We start from the raw sequence: 23752 nt of genomic DNA, 5'->3' as shown, positions 1-23752 counted from the left end.
TTGTAGGCCGGGTAAGCGTAGCGCCACCCGGCACACAGGCGAGACAACATTAAAGAGCAATGTGTATGTCTAAATCCGTACAGAGCAACAGCGCGGTTCTCGTTCACTTCACTCTGAAGCTGGATGACGGCTCCACGGCCGAATCCACCCGTAACAACGGCAAACCGGCCCTGTTTCGTCTTGGCGACACCTCCCTGTCTGAAGGTCTTGAGCAGCAGCTCCTGGGGCTGAAAGAGGGTGAGAAAAAAGCGTTTTCGCTGGAGCCGGATGCGGCATTTGGCGTGCCAAGCCCGGATCTGATCCAGTATTTCTCGCGCCGTGAGTTTATGGACGCGGGTGAACCGGAAATCGGAGCGATTATGCTCTTTACCGCTATGGACGGCAGCGAAATGCCTGGCGTGATCCGCGAAATCAACGGCGACTCTATCACCGTTGATTTCAACCATCCGCTTGCCGGGCGTACCGTTCATTTTGATGTTGAAGTGCTGGAAATCGATCCTGCACTGGAGGCCTGAAATGCAGATCCTGTTGGCTAACCCGCGCGGCTTTTGCGCCGGTGTAGACCGCGCTATCAGCATTGTTGAAAACGCGCTGGAGATTTACGGCGCGCCGATTTATGTACGTCACGAAGTGGTGCATAACCGCTACGTGGTCGACAGCCTGCGCGAGCGCGGCGCAATCTTTATTGAGCAGATCAGCGAAGTGCCGGACGGTGCAATCCTGATCTTCTCCGCGCACGGCGTCTCGCAGGCGGTACGTAACGAAGCGAAAAGCCGCGATCTGACCGTATTCGATGCCACCTGTCCGCTGGTGACAAAAGTGCATATGGAAGTGGCGCGCGCCAGCCGTCGTGGTGAAGAGTCGATTCTGATTGGCCATGCCGGTCATCCGGAAGTCGAAGGCACTATGGGCCAGTACAGTAACCCGGAAGGGGGCATGTATCTGGTTGAGTCGCCTGAAGATGTCTTTACGCTGAACGTTAAAAATGAAGCGCGTCTGTCGTTTATGACCCAGACGACGCTCTCCGTAGACGATACCTCAGACGTGATTGACGCGCTGCGTCAGCGCTTCCCGAAAATCGTCGGTCCGCGTAAGGATGATATCTGTTACGCGACCACTAACCGTCAGGAAGCGGTGCGTGCGCTGGCTGAACAGGCGGATGTGGTGCTGGTGGTCGGCTCCAAAAACTCCTCTAACTCCAACCGTCTGGCCGAACTGGCGCAACGCATGGGGAAAACGGCTTTCCTGATTGATGACGCGTTGGATATTCAGGAAGCGTGGGTTAAACACGCGGCCTGTGTCGGCGTGACGGCCGGGGCGTCTGCGCCGGATATTCTGGTGCAGAACGTGATTTCCCGTCTGCAGGAGCTGGGTGGTGGCGAAGCGATTCCACTGGAGGGACGCGAAGAGAACATCGTCTTCGAGGTGCCGAAAGAACTGCGTATAGATACCCGTGAAGTTGAATAAGATTTACAAAATGCCAGTCATTAAATGACTGGCATTTTTTCATTCAGATAGTTGATCATGGCCCGCATTCTGGCGGGCATATGTTTGTTACGCGTCCAAAGCAGCCAGAGCTCGCCCGTATAGCTGCTGATAAACTCCCACTCCGGCAGGACCTGCACAATTTCCCCTTTTTCCAGTGCTTCACGCGCCGTAAACAGCGGCAAACTCCCTATGCCAACATGGTGCTTGACCGCATCCAGCCGCACGCCCGTGTGGTTTGCGGCGTAGCGTCCGTGCGTCTGTACGATTTCCGTTTTCCCCTGCAACGTAAATTTCCAGCGTGAATCGGCCGGGGTTTCACCGAGCGAAATACAGCTGTGTGCCCGGAGGTCGTGCGGGTGCCGTGGCGTACCTGCGCGACGAAGGTATTCTGGCGTGGCGCAAATCACATGGGTCACCGGCATCAGCGGTTTTCCATACAGGCCAGGAGAAGGGGTATTGGTGATCCGTAATGCCAGATCGACACCATCGTCGATCAGATCCATGTAACGATCTTCCAGACGCAGGCAGACGTCAATTTGCGGATAGCGTTCCAGGAATGCCGGCATCAGCGGATGGATCACAAACCGCCCCACGGCTTTCGGCACACTCACCGTGAGTGTTCCCTGCGCAACGGTTTGCAGGCTGCTACCGGAATCGACTGCCTGTTGCGCCGCTTCCAGCATATCCAGCGCATGTTCATAAACCGATTTCCCGGTTTCAGTCAGTGCCAGCTTGCGCGTGGTGCGGTGCAGTAATTTACACCCCATCTCCTTTTCGAGGCGTGAAACACAACGACTGATCGCCGAGGGGGTAGCTCCCGTAATACGGGCAGCCGTTGAAAAATTGCCATGTTCGACGATGGTAACGAAGGTGGCAAGATCGGGAAGCAGTGCAGTTTTCATTTGTGCATACCAGGCAAGAGTGCATTGTTTGAAAGGCGGATTATCGATGCTTATGTGATGAATATACTGTCCGGGTACAGAGGAGAACAACTATGACAGAACGACTTTGACAGAACGACTTTATTACATAAGTGACGCGACAGAAGGCCGCGCGAAGGTGATCCGTTGCACTGAAGAGCCTGATGGCCGCTATGCCGTTGAGCTGGATCAGACCCTTTATCATCCGCAGGGTGGCGGACAGCCAGCGGATCGTGGCGTGATTGCGGGGATCGCGGTGGAGGGCGTGAGCCTGCGCGGGGAGCAGGTTATTCACATGCTGGCTCGATCGCTTGAGCCAGGCGAAGAAGTGGAAATGCAGATCGATAAAAGCGCGCGAGTGCGTCATTCCCGCTGGCACAGCGCAGGCCATTTGATTGGTTATGCCGGTGAGCAATTTGGCTGGGAGCCAGTAAAAGCCCATCACTGGCCTGGTGAAGGACGGATTACCTTTATGCCACGAGAGCAGCAGGCGTCAATGCCGGAGGCCAGCGCGCTGCTAGCGATGATTGACGGCTGGAAAGCGGACAATCTGCTTTGTCATAGCGAAATTGAAGCGGGCAGGCGCAAGATTCGCTTTGGCGATCTTCCGGCCTATCCGTGTGGCGGAACGCATGTTACGCAGCTGGCAGAAATAGGGGAAATGCAGCGCTTCGAGCTGAAAATCAAAAAAGGACAGCTTGTAGTCACGTATGCCCTCGACGAGCAGGAATGTGATTAACCCGACAACACAGGCACCCTTGTAAAGAGGTTAATCGTTTAATCTGGTAAGCTTGACATGTTGTTCTCCTCGGGCCGGAGATAAACATGAACGTTGACGTTATCCTGCCACCTCAGGTGGCATGGGCCAGCGGTGTATTCGCTAATGGTCCGTTTATCAGCAAGACAACACATCTCGCCGATCTGTCAGGCGTTTTCAGTAACGACAACGCCTGGCGCGACGGCGATCCGCAGCAGCGCGTCTATGACGTTGAAATGTTCGACTCCCCGTCGGGTGAAGGAGCGCTGTACGTCGGCGTTACCCATCTTTACGCGGGCAAAATCGGTGATGAGTTTTTTATGACGCGCGGTCACTTTCACCAGCGCCGCGAACAGGGTGAGGTCTATTTTGGCCTGCGCGGCTGCGGCTTGCTGCTACTTCAGACGGCGTCCGGTGAGGCGCGCCTTGAGCGCGTGAAGGCCGGTTCCGTGCACATCATTCCCTCTTATACCGCACACCGTCTGATTAACACAGGCCAGGACACGCTTTCTGCGCTGGCGGTCTGGTCCAGCGTTGCCGGACATGACTATGCGGCGCTGGTCGGTGGTTTTGCGCTTCGCGTATTTGCCTCTGACAATCACCCACAGGGATGGGAGGCGCGCAATGATTAACATCGGACTGAATATGGCTATCACGCATCGGCCATTGGGTTTTAGCTACGGAGATGACGTGACCGGCCCGATGCCGGAAATTCGCACGCTGGATCAGATCCGTCCGTCGCTGCGCAATCCGGACTGCGAAGGGCCAGAGCAGGTGTATGCCATCGCGATGGACGTGGCGCGTCTGGCGGACAGGCCGGAGCTCGAAAAACGGATGCTGCTTTTTGGCGTGGTCACCTACGCCGCAGGCACGCTCGGCGATGAGCCGGTTCGCAGCCAGGGGCATGTTCACCGCATTAGCCAGCATAGCGGATGGTCGCCGCCTGAGCTGTATGAGATCTGGCAGGGTAAAGCGATTATCTACATGCAGGAGTATGTTGATGACGATCCGGGGCGCTGTTTTGCGGTGCTCGCGGGGCCAGGTGAAAAAGTGCTGGTTCCTCCCGGGTGGGGACATGCGACGATTTCGGCCTCCCCCGAGGAGCCGCTGACGTTTGGGGCGTGGTGTGACCGGGAATATGGCTTTGAGTATGACACCGTTCGCGCGCGAAAAGGTCTGGCGTGGTATCCCTTAGTTCAGGGAAATCATATTGTCTGGCAGCAAAATAGTCATTACACGCCGGGGCGATTACAGATGATTACGCCGCGCAGTTATCCCGAGTTCGGTATTACTGATGCACCGATTTATCAGCAGTTTATCGACGATCCGGCGCGGTTTCAGTTTATCTCGCGACCGGATAAAACCGCAGAGCTGTGGAATAACTTCCATCCCTGATGGGACCGGGGCATTGCCCCGGTTCTCTTATCCTGCAAACAAACCGGACGCCACGCCCAGCGCCGCGAGTATAAGCAGCAATACCATGGCTTTTACCGGCGATACGCCGCGTTTGGCCATCAGATACCAGGTGCCCAGCACCACGGCCAGCGGAAGCAGCTGCGGGAAAATACCGTCCAGCATCTGCTGCACGTGAATGTTGACCCCATCCTGGGTGATGAACTCCAGCCCGGTGCCGAGCTTCACGTAGCTGGCCGCCACGCCGCCCATGACGAATACCCCCAGCAGCGAGAGCGCTTCCCGTAGCCGCGTGGATTTGCTGCTGACCAGCATCTCCACGGAGCCGGAACCCATCTGGTAGCCTTTGAGAAACAGGAACCAGGAGCCGGGGATGATAATGGCCAGCCAGGCGACAGTGTAAAACAGCGGGCCGAGGATATTCCCGCCTGCCGCCAGTGCCATCCCGATACTGAGGAGGATCGGGATCAACATCCCCGGGATCATCGAATCGCCGATCCCGGCAATTGGCCCCATCAGGCCAACCTTCAGGGTGTTAATGGTTTCACCGTCAATCGGCTCGCCGTTGGCTTTTTTCTCCTCCAGGCCCAGCGCCATACCGTTAACGATCGCGCCAATCTGTGGCTCTGTATTATAGAAAGAGGCGTGACGGCGCAGCATCTCGGTGCGTTGAGTTGCATCGGGATAGAGCTTTTTTGCCACCGGCAACATGCTCAGGCAGAAGCCGAAGGACTCCAGACGTTCAAAGCTCATTGAAGAGAGGTTGTGCATCATCCACGCTCGCCAGCAGCGGCGCAGATCTTTGCGGGTAAGTTTACGTTCTTCCATCAGAATTCATCCTCGTCGTCAGGGACAGGTGCTGAAGCCACGGCCTGCGGTGTTTCGGGTTTGTAGTTGTAATGAATCAATGCCAGCAGGGCACCGACGATCACCAGCGCGACCATATTGAGTTTCAGGAAAACGATACAGACGAAGCACACCAGGAAATAGATGAGCATGGTGTAGCTTTTGATGATTTGCTTAAGCAGGATGGCGATACCGACGGCGGGTAAAATACCGCCCAGTACGTTCATGGTGGAGAGAACGATCTGCGGCAGGCTGTCCATAAACCCGCTAATGTATTGTGCACCGAAAAAGACGGCGATAAAGGTGGGCACAAAGCGCAGCACAAAATTCATCGCCTGCGGCCAGATGGCGCTGTTGAGGTAGATCCCGCGCTCGTCGCCGTGCTCAAGCGCGACGTCCGCCCGATGATTCCAGAACGAGTTCAGTACCATCATCGCATTAAAGAGAATGGTGCCGGCGATGCCAATGGTTGCAGCCAGCGCAACCGCCACTTCTGGCCCTTTGCCGGAGAGGATCCCCAGCGCGATGGCCGGATACGCGACAAAGTTAAGGTCTGCGGGCATCGAGCCGCCGGGGGTCACCATCGCGATATAAACCGCCTGTACCGCCACGCCAATCATGATCCCGGTTTTGACATCGCCCAGAATCACCCCAACCAGCATTCCGGAGATAAGCGGGCGGGAGATAAGATACCAGCCGCCGGTTAACCCTAAGAGCCACGGGCTGCTGAGGGCGCCCAGATAACAGAGCAGGCCAATTAACGCCGCTTCGATAATCATGATCTGCTCCTTATTTCAGCTTCTGTCTGGCGTCCTGCCAGCTATAAAAACTGGCATCGGGAACCAGGCGAAATTCAATCGTATGTCCCCGCTCGGTTAGCCACTCGAAGGCCGCGGCTTCATCGGTCGTTACTGACTGATTCGGACCGATGGTGGTCGTGTTTGCCCTGGCACTCATCGGCCCGACGTTAATTTTGCCATTGCTGTTTTTCAGGCTGATTCCGGCCTGTTCAATGCGCTGAAGCGTGAGCGGCGATTTGCCAATCACAAAATAGCGTTTCTCACTGGCGATCACTTTTGGCAGTTTTTCAATGGCCGTTGCCGTATCAAACAGCCACACTTTGGTGTCAGAGACGGCTCCTTTCATGACCGACGACAGCAGCGGATCGGCCGCAACGGCATCGTCAATGGCAACGATGCCGTCACAGGGGAGCTCCCGGGCCCAGCGTGTAATGAGCTGCCCATGGATGACGCGATCGTCAATACGTACAAAAGAAATACTCATATGCGGCTCCTTAAAAATCGTCTGTCTGTGCTGAATCCACCGGTTTCGCCTTAATCAGCGTCGGGAGAGTCAGTTCGATAATCTGCGCGGCGGCATGGTGAACATCACATGCCATCATGACGTCTTCGGTTTGCAGTAGCATCGGGAAATTGACGCCGGCGACCACGGCGACCGGGGGCTGTGTGTGCGGGTTAAACGCAGCCTCGCACGCCACGTTCCACGGCGTGCCGCTTTGCATATCACACAACACCAGCACGCCGTCGGCGTTGACGCTCGCCGCGTCCAGCGCAGCACCAAAATCACGTCGGAAACCCTCAATTCCCGCCTGTTCGTTCAGACAAACGGCCTGCACGCCGGGCTGGTCGCCGTATACCATCCGGCCACTTTCCAGAAGCGCGGCGGCAAGCGGACCATGGGTTGCCACAATAAAATGAATCATCGTTAGCTCCTTACCCAGGCTTTGATGGTGGCCAGCGGCTGTTCAGAGGCGCTGGCGGGAGGTGAGATACGGTATTTGCCCACCCTGGCCGGGATGATGAAGGTTTCGGCGTAATGAACGGTAAACGGCTCGAAAGCGCCGGTTGGGCTGTCGACAATAGCGGTCTCGCCCTCCACAAGGTTCAGCACATTCACCCCGCCATCGGTGTGATGCACAACGGGTTCGCTAAACCAGTGGCGGCGCGTTTCAATAAATTCACGTTCGTGCAGGCCGGTGCGTTCTTCGCGCCAGCGCTTTCCTTCTGCAATGGGTTCAAACTGATTCACCAGATGGTGATGGACCCACTGCGTGTCGCGCTGCCAGTCGATCACCTTTTCGCCATGCTCCAGGTGTACCGGACGCGGCAGCCCGTCCAGGCCCAGGCGGCCCCAGTCCCACAGTTTGAAGGTGAAGATAAATGGCGTGGCGCTGATCTCCAGTACCATTGTTCCTGCGCCGGAGCAGTGCACCGTCCCTGCCGGGATCAGGAAATGGTCGTGTTTTTTCGCCGGGATCTGATTAACGAACCGGGCGTCATCAAACGGTTTTTCACCGCGACCAGCGCGCCTGAGATCGTCCATCATGGCCTCAGGGTCGGTGCCGGTTTTGGTACCCAGATAGACGACAGCACCCGGCTCGGCTTCCAGGATGTAATAACTCTCATCCTGGGTATAGTGCATCCCAAACTGCTGCTGGATGTACTCCGTAACGGGGTGAACCTGGAAGCTCAGATTCTGGCCACCGATGGTGTCCAGGAAGTCAAAGCGGATCGGGAACTCCGCGCCGAAACGCGCGTGAACTTTCTCGCCCAGCAGCGCGCGGGGCTCAAGCAAGACCAGATCCTGAGAGGGGATCTCGATCCGCACCGCGCCAAAACGCAGTAACAGGCTGTTCTCCTCGGGCACGCAGTCAAAACACCATGCGTAATTGGGTGCAGAGGGATCGAGATCGAATTGCTGTTTCATCCACTGGCCGCCCCACACGCCGGGATCGAAAAACGGTACGACGCGAAATGGCTGCGTGGTCGTCTGGGCCAGCCCGGCGCGCAGCGCCTCGCCGCTGACCATTGCGGGCTGCTGTGCCCGGGTGGTATCCAGTAAAAAATCGGCGCGCCTGAGCAGGGGCGTTTTATGGCGATCGAAGACGCGCCACTCAACAAAAAAAGCCCGCTTGTAGCGACGAAGCATATCCTCGTGCTGGTTCCCTGCGCCCCAGTTCCCCGTCTCGCCGCTGCGCATACGCTGTTGGATCTCCCAGCGCGGAAGATCGGCATACACCAGCACATCGCCGGGATGGATCAGGGAAGCACCAGGCCCGTAAATCACAATCAGCCCCGCAGAAGACTGGCTGACCTGTGTCTGCAGGGCATCCAGACGCGCAGGATCGAAAAATTCGGCGAGCTGGTGGCAGGAGAGCACGCCAAAGACGCGATCGTCGGTAAGGTTCCGCGCCAGCATTTCATGCAAGGCTCGCGCTTCTCGCCGCGCCTGTTCAGCGTTAATCGTCAGCGTCGGCTGCAACCATGGCAGCAGGTTGTCTTCAATCTCAGCCATGCGCACGCCTGGATAGCAATCAATCACCAGCACGGTACGGCTGTGCGGATCGATTCTGGCGTGAAGGGCGCTGGCAATAGTCTCCCAGCTCTGCCATGCGCAATCGTCATAGCCGTGTACCGTTACCGTGGGAAATTTATCGTAGGTTGTCATGGTATCCTCCATCATCGTTAGTTAAGGTTATTCGATTAACCGCGTTTGAGAAGAGTGGTTAACGCGATTAACCCGCCATAAATGGCAATGCAATGCCGATCGGCAGCGGTAATGTGAAGAGACTCACAGGGAAAAATGCAAAAAACAGGTTATTCGATTAATCTGGAATGAAACGCAAGGAGACAGCATGACGGGTATTACACTGGCAGACGTCGCGAAACGCGCTGGCGTGTCAACGGCGACGGTCTCAATGGTGCTCTGTAACAAAGGCCGTATTTCGCAAAGTACGCGTGAGCGCGTGCTCAAGGCGCTGGATGAGACGGGCTATGTCTACAACCAGACGGCGGCCAATTTACGTAACCGCAGCAGTAACCAGGTAGGGCTACTGCTGCACGACATCACCAACCCGTTTTACGGTGAGATGACGGCCGGGCTAAGCCACGAGATGGAACGCCACGAACTGATGCTCTTTCTGGCGAACAGTGAGGAATCCGCAGAGCGGCAGCAAAAATTTGTCGATTCGTTGATGCGTAACAACGTTGCCGGGATGGTGCTGTGCGCGGCCCGGGAAACGCCTCAGGCTTTTTTTGATGGGCTGAAGCGGCGTAACATTCCGGCTATCATGGTCGTGCGCCCGCTTAACGATCCGGATTTCGATTTTGTCGGCACCGATAACTTCCTTGGTACGCAGATGGCGACAGAGCATCTGCTCAGAATGGGCCATCGCCAGATTGCGTTTATCGGGGGAAGCCAGAACTCAGGCTCGCGGGCGCAGCGCATAGGCGGGTTTACCAGCAAGCTACTGGAATATGGGGTGACGCCCAATCCGGCCTGGATCAGGACGTCGCAGGCCAGCCAGAGCGATGGTGCACGCGTGGCGGAGGCATTATTACTGGAATATCCCGCCATCAGCGCTGCGATTTGCTATCAGGATATTGTGGCGCTGGGCGTGATGCAGGCGCTGCGTAAACTGGGGCGAGAACCTGGCCGTGACTTTGCCCTCGTCGGTTTTGACGATATCACCGAGGCGGCACTGGTCCAGCCAGCGTTGACCACCGTGTCGGTGGCGGCAAAAGAGATAGGCCGTAAAGCCGGCGAGCTGCTTTACAGCCGAATTCAGGGGAATACCGAACCGCCGAAACGTATCATTCTGCCGCCAGCGCTGGTGGTCAGAGGATCCTGCGGTTTCGTTTAGTATGTCTTTTACTGATAACGACTACGGTTTCACATTAAATTCTAATTATGGGTGTTTTTAGTGGCAGCCTGCGAGATGGCTGGTTACTCTGAAAACGGTTTACATCATTTTAACGTAAGAGAATAACTATGCATGATGCACAGATCCGTGTCGCCATTGCGGGCGCGGGTGGACGTATGGGCCGTCAGCTGATTCAGGCGGCACTTCAGATGGATGGCGTAGCGCTTGGCGCGGCCCTGGAGCGTGAAGGTTCTTCGCTTCTGGGGACCGATGCCGGTGAGCTGGCGGGCGCAGGCCACACGGGCGTTACCGTGCAAAGTAGCCTGGAGGCGGTAAAAGAGGACTTCGATGTATTCATCGATTTTACCCGCCCGGAAGGGACGCTCACGCATCTGGCGTTTTGTCGTCAGCACGGCAAGGGGATGGTGATCGGCACCACTGGTTTTGACGATGCGGGCAAGCAGGCTATCCAGGATGCATCAAAAGAGATTGCGATTGTCTTCGCCGCAAACTTCAGCGTGGGCGTAAACGTCATGCTGAAGCTGCTGGAGAAAGCCGCGAAGGTGATGGGCAACTATACCGATATTGAGATCGTAGAAGCTCACCACCGTTACAAAGTTGATGCGCCATCAGGTACGGCGCTGGCGATGGGCGAAGCGATTGCTCATGCACTCGATAAAGATTTAAAAGACTGCGCGGTCTATACCCGCGAAGGTTACACCGGCGAACGCGTGCCGGGCACCATTGGTTTCGCCACCGTTCGTGCAGGTGACATCGTCGGCGAACACACGGCGATGTTCGCCGATATTGGTGAACGTGTCGAAATTACGCATAAAGCCTCCAGCCGAATGACGTTCGCCAACGGTGCCGTTCGTTCTGCTTTGTGGCTGAAAAGCAAGAAAGATGGTCTTTTTGATATGCGAGATGTGCTCGATCTCAACAATTTGTAAGCATTATTACCCATCGTGATGTGGTTATTGCAGTCGTAATTGCTTGATTGCATAGGGCAATATATTATTGCCCTTTTATTTTTCCTGTCTCATGTAGTATTTTTCTTTAAGTCTCTAAAAGTCTATCTGTTGTTGAGATTTGACGTTGCTGAAATGTAAATTTTGACCATTTGGTCCACTTTATTGTGCTCCATCGCGTTATTTTTTATTAAACCAGGCGCGCAAGCGTTTTCCACAGTGATTTTCCTGATCTTTTTGTCGCTTAAGCTGCATTCCTCTCACCAGGCCTGCAAAAGACTAAACAAAATATCCGTTTTAAGTTGACTTTTACCCACCAAATCCCCAGAATGCCGCCGTTTGCCAAAAATCCGCTGGCAACACATTTGCATTGATTCATGACATGGTTATGAATTAATATGCAAATAAAGTGAGTGAATATTCTCTGGAGGGTGTTTTGATTAAGTCAGCGCTATTGGTTCTGGAAGACGGAACCCAGTTTATCGGTCGGGCCATAGGGGCAACAGGTTCGGCGGTTGGGGAAGTCGTTTTCAATACTTCAATGACCGGTTATCAAGAAATCCTCACTGATCCTTCCTATTCTCGCCAAATCGTTACTCTTACTTATCCTCATATCGGCAATGTCGGCACCAATGCGGCTGACGAAGAATCCTCTCAGGTACATGCGCAAGGCCTGGTCATTCGCGACCTGCCGCTGATTGCCAGCAACTTCCGCAACACCGAAGATCTCTCTTCTTACCTGAAGCGCCATAACATCGTGGCGATTGCCGATATCGATACCCGTAAGTTAACGCGTCTGCTGCGTGAGAAAGGTGCACAAAACGGCTGCATCATCGCAGGTGATAACCTCGATGCGGCACTGGCGCTGGAAAAAGCGAAAGCCTTCCCGGGCCTGAACGGCATGGACCTGGCGAAAGAAGTGACTACTGCTGAAGCCTACGGCTGGACGCAGGGTAGCTGGACGCTGGAAGGCGACCTGCCGGAAGCGAAAAAAGAGAGCGAGCTGCCGTTCCACGTGGTGGCCTACGATTTCGGCGCCAAGCGCAACATCCTGCGCATGCTGGTTGACCGCGGCTGCCGCCTGACGGTGGTTCCGGCACAAACGTCCGCCGAAGACGTGCTGAAGATGAATCCGGACGGTATTTTCCTGTCCAACGGTCCTGGCGACCCGGCGCCGTGCGATTACGCCATCGCCGCCATCAAGTCCTTCCTGGAAACCGACATCCCGGTATTCGGCATCTGCCTCGGCCATCAGCTGCTGGCGCTGGCGAGCGGTGCAAACACCGTTAAGATGAAGTTCGGCCACCACGGTGGTAACCACCCGGTGAAAGATATCGACAACAACACGGTGATGATCACCGCGCAGAACCACGGTTTTGCCGTCGATGAGGCCTCGATGCCGGCTAACCTGCGCGTGACCCATAAGTCACTGTTCGATGGCACCCTGCAGGGTATCCATCGTACCGATAAGCCAGCATTCAGCTTCCAGGGCCACCCGGAAGCCAGCCCGGGCCCACACGACGCCGCGCCGCTGTTCGATCACTTCATCGAACTTATCGAGCAATACCGTAAGACCGCTAAATAATCAGGAGCCGAGAAGACAATGCCAAAACGTACAGACATAAAAAGCATCCTGATCCTTGGCGCTGGCCCGATCGTGATCGGCCAGGCCTGCGAATTCGACTACTCCGGTGCGCAGGCGTGTAAAGCCCTGCGTGAAGAGGGTTACCGCGTAATTCTGGTGAACTCTAACCCGGCGACCATCATGACCGACCCGGAAATGGCTGATGCAACCTACATCGAGCCGATTCACTGGGAAGTGGTGCGTAAAATCATCGAGAAAGAGCGTCCGGACGCGGTGCTGCCAACCATGGGCGGCCAGACGGCGCTGAACTGTGCGCTGGAGCTGGAGCGTCAGGGCGTGCTGGCCGAGTTCGGCGTGACCATGATTGGTGCGACCGCCGACGCGATTGATAAAGCAGAAGATCGTCGCCGCTTCGACGTGGCGATGAAGAAAATCGGCCTCGACACCGCGCGTTCCGGTATCGCACACAACATGGAAGAAGCGCTGGCCGTTGCGGCTGACGTGGGCTATCCGTGCATCATCCGTCCATCGTTCACCATGGGTGGCACCGGTGGCGGCATCGCTTACAACCGCGAAGAGTTCGAAGAGATTTGCGAACGCGGTTTGGATCTCTCCCCAACCAAAGAGCTGCTGATTGATGAATCGCTGATTGGCTGGAAAGAGTACGAGATGGAAGTGGTGCGTGATAAAAACGACAACTGCATCATCGTCTGCTCTATCGAAAACTTCGATGCGATGGGTATCCACACCGGTGACTCCATCACCGTTGCGCCAGCCCAGACCCTGACCGACAAAGAGTATCAAATCATGCGTAACGCCTCGATGGCGGTACTGCGTGAAATCGGCGTGGAAACCGGCGGTTCTAACGTGCAGTTCTCGGTGAACCCGAAAACCGGTCGTCTGATTGTTATCGAAATGAACCCGCGCGTGTCCCGTTCCTCCGCGCTGGCCTCTAAAGCGACCGGTTTCCCGATTGCGAAAGTGGCGGCGAAACTGGCAGTGGGTTACACCCTCGACGAGCTGATGAACGACATCACCGGTGGCCGCACGCCTGCGTCCTTCGAGCCGTCCATCGACTACGTTGTCACCAAAATTCCTCGCTTCAACTTCGAGAAATTCGCGGGTGCGAACGACCGTCTGACCACCCAGATGAAATCTGTCGGTGAAGTGATGGCGATTGGCCGCACGCAGCAGGAATCCCTGCAGAAAGCGCTGCGCGGTCTGGAAGTGGGCGCAACCGGCTTCGACCCGAAAGTAAGCCTGGATGACCCGGAAGCGCTGACTAAAATCCGCCGTGAGCTGAAAGACGCGGGCGCAGAACGTATCTGGTACATCGCCGACGCCTTCCGTGCGGGCATGTCCGTCGACGGCGTGTTCAACCTGACCAACATCGACCGCTGGTTCCTGGTGCAAATTGAAGAGCTGGTGCGTCTGGAAGAACAAGTCGCTGAGCTGGGCATCACTGGCCTGGATGCTGACTTCCTGCGCGTGCTGAAGCGTAAAGGCTTTGCCGATGCGCGTCTGGCTAAGCTGGCAGGCGTGCGTGAAGCGGAGATCCGCAAGCTGCGCGACCAGTATGACCTGCACCCGGTCTATAAACGTGTGGATACCTGTGCGGCTGAATTCTCAACCGACACCGCGTACATGTACTCCACCTATGAAGACGAGTGCGAAGCGAACCCGTCCGTAGACCGCGACAAAATTATGGTGCTGGGCGGCGGTCCAAACCGTATCGGTCAGGGCATCGAGTTCGACTACTGCTGCGTACACGCCTCGCTGGCGCTGCGTGAAGACGGTTACGAGACCATCATGGTCAACTGTAACCCGGAAACCGTCTCTACCGACTACGACACCTCTGACCGCCTCTACTTCGAGCCGGTTACCCTGGAAGACGTGCTGGAAATCGTGCGCATCGAGAAGCCAAAAGGCGTTATCGTGCAGTACGGCGGTCAGACTCCGCTGAAGCTGGCGCGCGCGCTGGAAGCGGCAGGTGTGCCGGTTATCGGCACCAGCCCGGACGCGATTGACCGCGCAGAAGACCGCGAGCGTTTCCAGCAGGCGGTTGACCGTCTGAAGCTGAAACAGCCGGCGAACGCCACCGTCACTGCTATCGAGATGGCCGTTGAGAAGGCGAAAGATATTGGCTACCCGCTGGTGGTGCGTCCTTCCTACGTGCTGGGCGGCCGTGCGATGGAAATCGTCTACGACGAAGCCGACCTGCGCCGCTACTTCCAGACCGCGGTGAGCGTCTCCAACGATGCGCCAGTGCTGCTCGACCGCTTCCTCGACGACGCGGTTGAAGTTGACGTTGACGCTATCTGCGACGGCGAAATGGTGCTGATTGGCGGCATCATGGAGCATATCGAGCAGGCGGGCGTGCACTCCGGTGACTCAGCCTGTTCTCTGCCAGCGTACACCCTGAGTCAGGAGATCCAGGACGTGATGCGCCAGCAGGTGCAGAAGCTGGCCTTCGAGCTGCAGGTTCGCGGCCTGATGAACGTCCAGTTCGCGGTGAAAGACAACGAAGTCTACCTGATTGAAGTCAACCCGCGTGCGGCACGTACTGTACCGTTCGTCTCCAAAGCCACCGGTGTTCCGCTGGCGAAAGTGGCGGCGCGCGTGATGGCTGGCCAGACGCTGGCGCAGCAGGGCGTGACCAAAGAGATCATTCCACCGTACTACTCGGTAAAAGAAGTGGTGCTGCCGTTCAACAAATTCCCGGGCGTTGACCCGCTGTTAGGGCCAGAAATGCGCTCTACCGGGGAAGTGATGGGCGTGGGCCGCACCTTCGCAGAAGCGTTCGCGAAGGCGCAGCTGGGCAGTAGCTCCACCATGAGAAAATCAGGCCGTGCGCTGCTCTCCGTTCGCGAAGGCGACAAAGAGCGCGTGGTTGACCTGGCCGCTAAGCTGCTGAAACAGGGCTTCGAGCTGGACGCAACCCACGGTACGGCGATTGTGCTGGGCGAAGCCGGTATCAACCCGCGTCTGGTGAACAAGGTGCATGAAGGTCGTCCGCACATTCAGGATCGTATCAAGAATGGCGAATACACCTACATCATCAACACCACCGCAGGCCGCCAGGCGATTGAAGACTCCAAGCTGATTCGCCGCAGCGCGCTGCAGTACAAAGTGCACTACGACACCACCCTGAACGGCGGTTTCGCAACGGCCATGGCGCTGAACGCGGATGCCACCGAGAAGGTGATTTCAGTGCAGGAAATGCACGCGCAAATTAGCAAGTAAGTTAAAATGCCCGGTGCCGTTCGGTTGCCGGGCATTCTCCCCATCTTCAGAACCTTCTGGTTTTTCATCCGCTTTCAGTCAGTTAGCCTAAAATGGTTAGGTCGATAACGAAATTCAACTGAGAGCAGGGGAAAACACCATGCAAAATAAATTACTGATCGCTTCCGTTCTGGCTGCCACTGCAATGTTCACCGTTGCGGGCTGTTCGTCTAATCAGGCTGTAAAAACCACCGATGGCAAAACCATTGTCACCGACGGCAAGCCGCAGGTGGATGATGACACCGGCCTGGTGTCATACAAAAATGCCGAAACCGGTCAAACCGAGCAGATCAACCGTGACCAGGTGAAATCCATGGGCGAGCTGGATAACTAATTCAGAATTCTGACATAAGCCCGTCAATAATATTCACTATTAGCCTGTTGAATTACTGACTACACTCTTTTGTTAAAAGAAAGCAGTAACAACAGGCTAATCAATGATTCTGATAATCTATGCCCATCCTTATCCGCAGCACTCGCATGCGAATAAGCGGATGCTTGAGCAGGTAAGGACGCTTGATAACGTAGAGATACGTTCCCTCTATCAACTCTATCCCGATTTTAATATTGATATCGCCGCCGAACAGGAGGCGCTTTCTCGTGCCGATCTGATTATCTGGCAGCATCCCATGCAGTGGTACAGTACGCCCCCGCTCCTGAAACTGTGGATTGATAAAGTCTTCTCCCACGGCTGGGCGTATGGCCACAACGGCAATGCGCTAAAAGGGAAAAGCCTGATGTGGGCGGTCACCACCGGCGGAGGGGAAAGCCACTTTGAAATCGGTTCCTTCCCGGGTTTTGACGTCCTGGCGCAACCGCTGCAGGCGACTGCGCTCTATTGCGGTCTGAACTGGCTTCCGCCGTTTGCGATGCACTGCACGTTTGTTTGCGACGATGAAACGCTACAGGCGCAGGCTCGCCATTATAAACAACGCTTACTTGAGTGGCAGGAGGCGCACCATGGATAGCCATACGCTGATACAGGCGCTGATTTATCTTGGCGCGGCGGCGCTGATTGTGCCCGTGGCGGTACGTCTGGGGCTGGGCTCTGTTCTCGGCTACCTGATTGCGGGCTGCGTCATTGGGCCGTGGGGCTTTCGACTGGTCACGGATGCAGAGGCGATTCTCCATTTCGCTGAAATCGGCGTGGTGCTGATGCTGTTTGTGATTGGCCTGGAGCTCGATCCGCAGCGGTTATGGAAGCTTCGCGCCTCGGTATTTGGCGGTGGGGCGCTGCAGATGGTGGCCTGCGGCCTGCTGCTGGGTGGGTTCTGCATCCTGTTGGGCATGGACTGGAAAGTGGCAGAGCTCATCGGCATGACCCTGGCGCTCTCCTCTACGGCCATTGCTATGCAGGCCATGAATGAGCGAAATCTGACGGTATCCCAGATGGGTCGCAGCGCGTTCTCGGTGCTACTGTTCCAGGACATAGCCGCTATCCCGCTGGTGGCGATGATCCCGCTGCTGGCGGCCAGCGGTTCCTCTACCACGCTGGGCGCTTTCGCGCTGTCGGCACTGAAGGTGGCGGGCGCGCTGGCGCTGGTGGTGCTGCTTGGCCGCTACGTAACCCGCCCGCTGCTGCGGTTTGTTGCCCGTTCTGGCCTGCGCGAAGTGTTCAGCGCCGTGGCGCTGTTTCTGGTGTTTGGCTTCGGTCTGCTGCTGGAGGAAGCCGGGCTGTCGATGGCGATGGGGGCGTTCCTCGCAGGCGTTCTGCTGGCGAGTTCTGAATACCGTCACGCGCTGGAAAGCGATATTGAGCCGTTCAAAGGGTTGCTGCTGGGGCTGTTTTTCATCGGCGTAGGGATGTCCGTCGACTTCGGCACGCTGGTGACGCACCCGCTGCGGATCGTCATCCTGCTCGTCGGATTCCTGGTCATTAAAATGGTGATGCTGTGGCTGATTGCTCGTCCATTGAACGTACCGACCAGGCAGCGCCGCTGGTTTGCCGTGCTGCTGGGGCAGGGGAGTGAATTTGCGTTCGTGGTCTTTGGCGCCGCACAGATGGCAAACGTACTCGATCCTGAATGGGCGAAAGCGCTGACGCTGGCGGTCGCACTGTCGATGGCGGCGACGCCTGTGCTGCTGGTGGTGCTGACGCGTCTGGAAAAATCGGACAGCGAGCAGGAGCGCGAAGCCGATGAGATTGACGAGGAGCAGCCGCGCGTCATCATCGCCGGATTTGGTCGCTACGGGCAGATCGTGGGGCGTTTACTGCTGTCGAGCGGGGTGAAAATGGTCATCCTCGATCACGATCCAGACCATGTCGATACTCTGCGTAAATTCGATATGAAGGTGTTTTACGGGGATGCGACCCGCGTCGATCTGCTGGAATCCGCCGGGGCGGCAAAAGCCGAGGTATTGATTAACGCCATTGACGATCCGGAAACCAGCATGCAGATGGTGGAGCTGGTAAAAGAACATTTCCCGGCGCTGACCATTATTTCCCGTGCGCGCGATGTGGATCACTATATCCGGCTGCGACAGGCGGGTGTAGACGCGCCGGAGCGTGAAACGTTCGAAGGTGCGCTGAAGTCTGGCCGTGTGGCGCTGGAAAACCTGGGGCTCGGCGCGTATGAAGCGCGTGAACGGGCGGACCTGTTCCGCCGCTTTAATACCGAGATGGTTGAAGAGATGGCGGCGATGGCCGGGAGTACGGCCACCGAGCGCGCGGCGGTGTTTAAACGCACCAGCGCGATGCTGACGGAAATCATTAACGAGGACCGTAACCACCTGTCGCTGATCCAGCGCCATGGCTGGCAGGGCACGGAAGAGGGCAAGCATACCGGCGATCCGGCTGACGAGCCCGAGAGTAAACCTTCCGCGTGAAGTGGAGTTGCCAGCAATAATAAAAAATTTCTTTATCTTTACCCTGCCGCCAGTCGACGAAAGATTAAGCTTTCCGTATAGTGGCGGCAATTTTTTGCATCCGGGAAATTTTCAATGATCAGTCTGATTGCAGCGCTGGCGGTGGACCGCGTTATCGGTATGGAAAATGCCATGCCGTGGAACCTGCCTGCCGATCTCGCATGGTTTAAACGTACTACGTTAAACAAGCCGGTAGTGATGGGCCGCCTGACCTGGGAGTCGATTGGTCGTCCATTGCCGGGCCGTAAGAATATCGTTATCAGTAGCCAGCCAGGCACTGACGATCGCGTCGAATGGGTAAAATCAGTAGACGAGGCGATTGCTGCATGCGGCAATGCCGAAGAGATCATGGTGATTGGCGGTGGGCGCGTGTACGAGCAGTTCCTGCCAAAAGCGCAGAAGCTGTATCTGACCCACATTGATGCGGAAGTGGAAGGGGATACCCATTTCCCGGACTACGATCCGGACGAGTGGGAATCGGTATTCAGCGAATTCCACGACGCGGATGCACAGAACTCCCACAGCTACTGCTTCGAGATTCTGGAACGTCGTTAAGTGATTTTCCCTCTCCCGGCCGGGAGAGGGAATAACGTATCAGGAGGCAACGGCCTCGTTTTCTCCTAAGTCCAGCTGACGGTTGGACGGCTGCACAAAGTAAGCTTTATCTTCCCAGCGTAAGCAGGTTAACTCTCCGCCCCAGCAGCATCCGGTATCCAGGCCGTAGATCCCTTCCGGTGTCCCTTTTCCTTCCAGTGCAGCCCAGTGACCAAATACCACGCTGTACTCGCTTGTCACCGGCCCCGGAATGGCAAACCACGGTTTGAGCGGGGCGGGCGCGCTTTCCGGCGTCTCTTTGGAATACATATCCAGCTGTCCGTTCGGGAAGCAGAAACGCATGCGGGTGAACGCGTTGGTGATAAAGCGCAGACGGGCCAGACCGCTGAGATCCTCGCTCCAGTGGTTCGGCATATCACCGTACATGGCATCAAGGAAGAAAGGATACGAGTCGCTCGCCAGCACCGCCTCAACGTCACGCGCGCAGGATTTTGCCGTCTCGAGATCCCATTGTGGGGTGATCCCGGCATGCGCCATGACCAGCTTTTTCTCTTCGTCGATCTGCAGCAGCGGCTGACGGCGCAGCCAGTTAAGCAGATCATCGGCATCCGGCGCATCCAGCAGTGGGGTAAGGCGATCTTTAGGTTTGTTGCGGCTGATCCCGGCGAAAACCGCCAGCAGATGCAGATCGTGATTGCCCAGAACCATGCGCACGCTGTCGCCGAGAGATTTGACGAAACGTAATACTTCAAGGGAGCCGGGGCCACGCGCGACTAAATCGCCCGTCAGCCAGAGCGTGTCCTGTCCTGGCGTAAAGTCGACCTGTTTTAATAATGCGATCAGTTCATCGTAGCAACCGTGAACGTCGCCAATCAGATATGTAGACATTAGATTAATGAATGAGTGTTGTAACGGCGAGACGGAACACAGGAATGGCAACGCGGAATCCATTGCCATCGACGTCGACCATTTCATAATGGCCTTGCATGGTACCCATCGGCGTTTCAATCACTGCGCCGCTGGTGTACTGGTACTCTTCGCCAGGGGCGATGTGGGGCTGTTCACCGACCACACCTTCGCCCTGAACTTCGATTTCGCGGCCATTGCCGTTAGTGATAAGCCAGTAGCGCCCGCGCAGCTGCACGGGCATCCGCCCCAGATTGCGAATGGTCACGGTGTAAGCGAAGACAAAACGTTCTTCGTCCGGTGAGGACTGTGATTCAACATAGACGCTTTGTACATGGACACATACGCGGGGCGAATCAATCATGGCTTAACTCTCCTTCGGCGGCGCATTATCGCTGATGTAATTAGCCAGCTTGCAGTACTGCTCTACGGAAATGTTCTCCGCACGCATTGCCGGGTCGATCCCCAGCTCGGCTAACACCTCAACGGTAAACGAATTGCTCAGGCTGTTACGGATCGTTTTACGGCGCTGGTTAAAGGCTTCTGTGGTAATGCGGCTCAGTACGCGCAGATCTTTAACCGGATACGGTTTCGTTTTGTGCGGCACAAGGCGCACAACCGCTGAATCCACTTTCGGTGGTGGTGTGAACGCTGACGGCGGTACTTCGAGTACCGGGATCACGTTGCAATAATATTGTGCCATCACGCTTAAACGACCATACGCTTTACTGTTCGGGCCTGCAACCAGACGGTTAACAACCTCTTTTTGCAACATGAAGTGCATGTCGGCAATGGCATCAGTATAGCTAAAGAGGTGGAACATGAGCGGCGTGGAGATGTTGTACGGCAGGTTGCCGAAGACGCGCAGCGGCTGGCCCATTTTTTCCGACAGTTCGCCAAAGTTCATGGTCATGGCGTCCTGCTGATAGATGGTCAGCTTCGGCCCGAGGAACGGGTGCGTTTGCAGGCGTGCGGCCAGGTCGCGGTCCAGTTCGATGACGGTCAGCTCGTCGAGGCGTTCGCCTACTGGCTCGGTCAGCGCGGCAAGGCCCGGGCCGATTTCGACCATAGCCTGACCTTTTTGCGGATTAATAGCCGAGACAATGCTTTCGATCACGAACTGATCGTTAAGGAAGTTTTGCCCGAAACGTTTACGGGCTAAGTGGCCCTGATGGACTCGATTAGTCATTGAGTATTAACAATCATTTTGATGGCGAGATTAAGCGCCGTAATAAAACTGCCGACATCCGCTTTCCCCTGGCCTGCCAGATCCAGCGCAGTACCGTGGTCAACGGACGTTCGAATAAAGGGTAAACCGAGGGTGATATTCACCCCGCGGCCAAAGCCCTGGTATTTTAGCACGGGCAGGCCCTGATCGTGGTACATCGCGAGCACGGCGTCGGCATTATCCAGGTATTTCGGCTGGAAAAGGGTATCTGCAGGCAGCGGACCGCTGAGGTTCATCCCCTTCGCCCGCATTTCGTTGAGCACCGGAATAATGGTGTCGATCTCTTCGGTTCCCATGTGCCCGCCTTCGCCGGCGTGAGGATTCAGGCCGCAGACCAGCACATGCGGCTGCGGGATCCCAAACTTTGTCTGCAGATCGTGATGCAAAATCCCGATGATCTCGCGCAGGAGTTCAGGGGTGATCGCATCAGGGATGGCTTTGAGCGGCAGATGGGTTGTCACCAGAGCTACGCGCATCTCCTCCGTCGCCAGCATCATCACCACTTTCGGGCTGTGCGAGCGCTCTTCGAAGAACTCCGTATGCCCGGTAAACGGTATGCCCGCTTCGTTGATGACGCCTTTGTGGACGGGGCCGGTAATCAGGGCGGCAAATTCGCCCTTCAGGCAACCGTCGCATGCGCGTGCAAGGGTTTCAACGACATAGTGGCCGTTTTCCGTACTGAGCTGGCCCGGGATGACCGGCGTACGAAGGGGTACTGAAAGAAGGGTGAGCGTACCGGCTTGCTGCGGTGCAGGCTGTTGACCTTCAACGTAAGGGATGAGCGTTAAAGGCAGACCGAGCAGCGTTGCCCGGTCTTGTAACAGTGTTGCATCGGCGCAGACAACCAGTTCTACTGGCCAACTGCGCTGGGCGAGCTGGACAACAAGGTCAGGCCCAATCCCGGCGGGTTCGCCGGGCGTGATAACAACACGATGCTGTTTCATTAGTTGCTCAGAACTTTCACGTAGGCACTGGCGCGTTGTTCCTGCATCCAGGTTGCTGCTTCTTCAGAGAACTTACGGTTAAACAGCATACGGTAGGCTCTGTCTTTCTGCGCCGCATCCGTTTTATCAACGTTACGGGTGTCCATCAGCTCGATCAGATGCCAGCCAAATGAAGAGTGAACCGGCGTGCTGATCTGGCCTTTGTTCAGCTTCATCAACGCGTCACGGAAGGCAGGATCGTAAATATCCGCAGCTGCCCAGCCCAGATCGCCGCCCTGGTTAGCAGAGCCTGGATCCTGAGAGAACTCTTTTGCTGCCTTCGCAAACGAGGTTTTACCGCTCTTAATGTCTGCTGCGATCTGTTCCAGCTTCGCACGCGCCTGATCGTCAGTCATGATCGGTGACGGTTTCAGAAGAATGTGGCGAGCGTGAACTTCGGTGACAGAGATATTTTGGCTCTGGCCGCGCAGATCGTTCACCTTCAGAATGTGGAAGCCCACGCCTGAACGGATAGGACCAACGATATCCCCTTTCTTCGCCGTGCTCAGCGCCTGGGCAAAGAGGGATGGTAGCTCCTGAATACGTCCCCAGCCCATCTGGCCGCCTTTCAGCGCCTGTTGGTCCGCGGAGTAGGTGATAGCCAGCTTGCCAAAGTCGCCGCCGTTACGCGCCTGTTCAACGATAGAACGCGCCTGGCTTTCTGCTTCTGCAGCCTGATCGGACGTTGGGTTCTCTGGCAGTGGGATCAGAATGTGGCTCAGGTTCAGCTCTGTGCTCGCATCGTTCTGGTTACCCACCTGTTTTGCCAGCGCGTCCACTTCCTGAGGCAGAATTGTGACGCGGCGACGCACTTCGTTGTTACGCACTTCCGAAATCAGCATCTCTTTACGGATCTGGTTACGGTAGGTCGCGTAGCTGATGCCATCGTAGGCCAGACGGCTGCGCATCTGGTCTAAAGACATATTGTTCTGCTTCGCGATGTTAGCGATCGCCTGATCGAGCTGCTCGTCAGTGACCTTCACACCCATTTTCTGCCCCATCTGCAGAACGATCTGATCCATGATCAGACGCTCCAGGATCTGGTGGCGCAGCGTGGCGTCATCCGGAAGCTGTTGACCAGCTTCACCCGAATTGAGCTTCACCGATTTCATCAGACCGTCAACGTCACTTTCAAGCACGACGCCGTTGTTAACCACAGCAGCAACTTTATCAACAACCTGGGGGGCCGCGAAGCTGGTATTCGCAACCATAGCGACACCGAGCAGCAGCGTTTTCCAGTTCTTCATACTTTTTCCATTTCAATTAACCGCAAAGCGGATTACGTTGCAAATC

General features: G+C 56.2%; 24 protein-coding genes. 13 read left to right on the top strand and 11 right to left on the bottom strand.

Translation table 11 applies throughout. From position 1 onward, the window contains the following. Nucleotides 1–65: 65 nt before the first annotated feature. Together fkpB and ispH are read left to right on the top strand one after the other, a co-directional pair. A complete protein-coding gene (gene fkpB / locus FU672_RS13955; protein WP_003856450.1) occupies nt 66–515 on the top strand; it encodes an FKBP-type peptidyl-prolyl cis-trans isomerase in 450 nt (149 codons plus the stop codon). A gap of 1 nt (nt 516) precedes the next feature. Next, on the top strand, nt 517–1467 hold the full coding sequence (ispH, locus tag FU672_RS13950) for a 4-hydroxy-3-methylbut-2-enyl diphosphate reductase (RefSeq protein ID WP_148243670.1): 951 nt from the start codon (nt 517–519) through the stop codon (nt 1465–1467). 20 nt (nt 1468–1487) lie between these two features. On the opposite strand, the gene FU672_RS13945 is transcribed toward ispH, so the two are convergent. Continuing rightward, the gene (locus FU672_RS13945; RefSeq protein ID WP_148243669.1) at nt 1488–2390 is read right to left on the bottom strand and encodes a LysR family transcriptional regulator; all 903 of its coding nucleotides are present in this window, start codon (nt 2388–2390) and stop codon (nt 1488–1490) included. A 106-nt stretch (nt 2391–2496) separates the two neighbouring features. On the opposite strand from FU672_RS13945, the gene FU672_RS13940 reads away from it, so the two are divergent. From FU672_RS13940 to FU672_RS13930, 3 genes are all read left to right on the top strand, one after another. After that, a complete protein-coding gene (locus FU672_RS13940) occupies nt 2497–3147 on the top strand; it encodes an alanyl-tRNA editing protein (RefSeq protein ID WP_187360815.1) in 651 nt (216 codons plus the stop codon). Nucleotides 3148–3233: 86 nt separating this feature from the next. Beyond that, nucleotides 3234–3797, top strand: a complete 564-nt coding sequence (locus tag FU672_RS13935) for a glucose-6-phosphate isomerase family protein (RefSeq protein ID WP_148243667.1) — start codon at nt 3234–3236, stop codon at nt 3795–3797. Beyond that, complete coding sequence (locus FU672_RS13930) at nt 3790–4560, top strand: glucose-6-phosphate isomerase family protein (protein ID WP_148243666.1); 771 nt, start codon at nt 3790–3792, stop codon at nt 4558–4560. Before FU672_RS13935 ends, FU672_RS13930 begins: the two co-directional genes overlap by 8 nt. Before the next feature lie 27 nt (nt 4561–4587). Here FU672_RS13930 and FU672_RS13925 read toward each other — a convergent pair whose 3' ends face one another. Genes FU672_RS13925 through FU672_RS13905 form a run of 5 tightly spaced genes read right to left on the bottom strand, consistent with a single transcriptional unit; the run spans nt 4588 to nt 8892 of the window. Further along, a complete protein-coding gene (locus tag FU672_RS13925) occupies nt 4588–5406 on the bottom strand; it encodes a PTS system mannose/fructose/sorbose family transporter subunit IID (RefSeq protein WP_148243665.1) in 819 nt (272 codons plus the stop codon). Continuing rightward, complete coding sequence (locus FU672_RS13920) at nt 5406–6203, bottom strand: PTS mannose/fructose/sorbose/N-acetylgalactosamine transporter subunit IIC (protein ID WP_148243664.1); 798 nt, start codon at nt 6201–6203, stop codon at nt 5406–5408. The genes FU672_RS13925 and FU672_RS13920 overlap by 1 nt, the downstream gene beginning before the upstream one ends. 10 nt (nt 6204–6213) lie before the next feature. Continuing rightward, nucleotides 6214–6708: a PTS sugar transporter subunit IIB gene (locus FU672_RS13915; RefSeq protein WP_148243663.1), complete on the bottom strand. Its 495-nt coding sequence runs from the start codon at nt 6706–6708 to the stop codon at nt 6214–6216. A gap of 10 nt (nt 6709–6718) precedes the next feature. Then, on the bottom strand, nt 6719–7147 hold the full coding sequence (locus FU672_RS13910) for a PTS sugar transporter subunit IIA (RefSeq protein WP_148243662.1): 429 nt from the start codon (nt 7145–7147) through the stop codon (nt 6719–6721). A gap of 2 nt (nt 7148–7149) precedes the next feature. Further along, complete coding sequence (locus tag FU672_RS13905) at nt 7150–8892, bottom strand: class I mannose-6-phosphate isomerase (protein ID WP_148243661.1); 1743 nt, start codon at nt 8890–8892, stop codon at nt 7150–7152. A 187-nt stretch (nt 8893–9079) separates the two neighbouring features. Here FU672_RS13905 and FU672_RS13900 point away from each other — a divergent pair, with 187 nt between their 5' ends. The 8 genes from FU672_RS13900 (at nt 9080) to folA (ending at nt 19342) form a co-directional block, all read left to right on the top strand. Beyond that, entirely contained in the window at nt 9080–10087 is a 1008-nt protein-coding gene (locus FU672_RS13900) for a LacI family DNA-binding transcriptional regulator (protein ID WP_148243660.1), read from the top strand. 128 nt (nt 10088–10215) lie between these two features. Further along, entirely contained in the window at nt 10216–11037 is an 822-nt protein-coding gene (gene dapB, locus FU672_RS13895; protein ID WP_148243659.1) for a 4-hydroxy-tetrahydrodipicolinate reductase, read from the top strand. Nucleotides 11038–11491: 454 nt separating this feature from the next. Beyond that, complete coding sequence (gene carA / locus FU672_RS13890; RefSeq protein ID WP_148243658.1) at nt 11492–12640, top strand: glutamine-hydrolyzing carbamoyl-phosphate synthase small subunit; 1149 nt, start codon at nt 11492–11494, stop codon at nt 12638–12640. A gap of 18 nt (nt 12641–12658) precedes the next feature. Further along, a complete protein-coding gene (gene carB / locus FU672_RS13885) occupies nt 12659–15883 on the top strand; it encodes a carbamoyl-phosphate synthase large subunit (protein WP_148243657.1) in 3225 nt (1074 codons plus the stop codon). A 139-nt stretch (nt 15884–16022) separates the two neighbouring features. After that, nucleotides 16023–16256, top strand: coding sequence for a YgdI/YgdR family lipoprotein (locus FU672_RS13880; RefSeq protein WP_003856439.1), 234 nt, complete (start codon nt 16023–16025; stop codon nt 16254–16256). Nucleotides 16257–16359: 103 nt separating this feature from the next. Beyond that, nucleotides 16360–16890, top strand: a complete 531-nt coding sequence (kefF, locus tag FU672_RS13875) for a glutathione-regulated potassium-efflux system oxidoreductase KefF (RefSeq protein WP_148243656.1) — start codon at nt 16360–16362, stop codon at nt 16888–16890. After that, complete coding sequence (gene kefC / locus FU672_RS13870) at nt 16883–18748, top strand: glutathione-regulated potassium-efflux system protein KefC (protein ID WP_148243655.1); 1866 nt, start codon at nt 16883–16885, stop codon at nt 18746–18748. The genes kefF and kefC overlap by 8 nt, the downstream gene beginning before the upstream one ends. Nucleotides 18749–18862: 114 nt before the next feature. Continuing rightward, a complete protein-coding gene (gene folA / locus FU672_RS13865; RefSeq protein WP_008502023.1) occupies nt 18863–19342 on the top strand; it encodes a type 3 dihydrofolate reductase in 480 nt (159 codons plus the stop codon). A gap of 39 nt (nt 19343–19381) precedes the next feature. Here the strand turns inward: folA and apaH are convergent, their stop codons facing one another. From apaH to surA, 5 genes are read right to left on the bottom strand one after another with little or no spacing between them, the layout of a single operon-like run. Beyond that, nucleotides 19382–20230, bottom strand: a complete 849-nt coding sequence (gene apaH / locus FU672_RS13860) for a bis(5'-nucleosyl)-tetraphosphatase (symmetrical) ApaH (RefSeq protein WP_148243654.1) — start codon at nt 20228–20230, stop codon at nt 19382–19384. A 4-nt stretch (nt 20231–20234) separates the two neighbouring features. Then, nucleotides 20235–20612: a Co2+/Mg2+ efflux facilitator ApaG/CorD gene (gene apaG, locus FU672_RS13855; protein WP_148243653.1), complete on the bottom strand. Its 378-nt coding sequence runs from the start codon at nt 20610–20612 to the stop codon at nt 20235–20237. 3 nt (nt 20613–20615) lie between these two features. Then, nucleotides 20616–21437 (bottom strand): 16S rRNA (adenine(1518)-N(6)/adenine(1519)-N(6))-dimethyltransferase RsmA, encoded by an 822-nt coding sequence (gene rsmA / locus FU672_RS13850; RefSeq protein WP_023310362.1) that lies wholly within the window; start codon nt 21435–21437, stop codon nt 20616–20618. Further along, nucleotides 21434–22420, bottom strand: a complete 987-nt coding sequence (gene pdxA, locus FU672_RS13845) for a 4-hydroxythreonine-4-phosphate dehydrogenase PdxA (protein WP_148243652.1) — start codon at nt 22418–22420, stop codon at nt 21434–21436. The genes rsmA and pdxA overlap by 4 nt, the downstream gene beginning before the upstream one ends. Then, the gene (surA, locus tag FU672_RS13840) at nt 22420–23706 is read right to left on the bottom strand and encodes a peptidylprolyl isomerase SurA (RefSeq protein WP_148243651.1); all 1287 of its coding nucleotides are present in this window, start codon (nt 23704–23706) and stop codon (nt 22420–22422) included. The genes pdxA and surA overlap by 1 nt, the downstream gene beginning before the upstream one ends. Nucleotides 23707–23752 lie beyond the last annotated feature (46 nt).

Origin of the sequence: Enterobacter asburiae, from assembly GCF_008080435.1 — a bacterium.
GTDB lineage: Bacteria > Pseudomonadota > Gammaproteobacteria > Enterobacterales > Enterobacteriaceae > Enterobacter > Enterobacter asburiae_C.
Note: the sequence above shows the minus strand (reverse complement) of the source record. Positions and strands in the feature narration are given on the sequence as shown.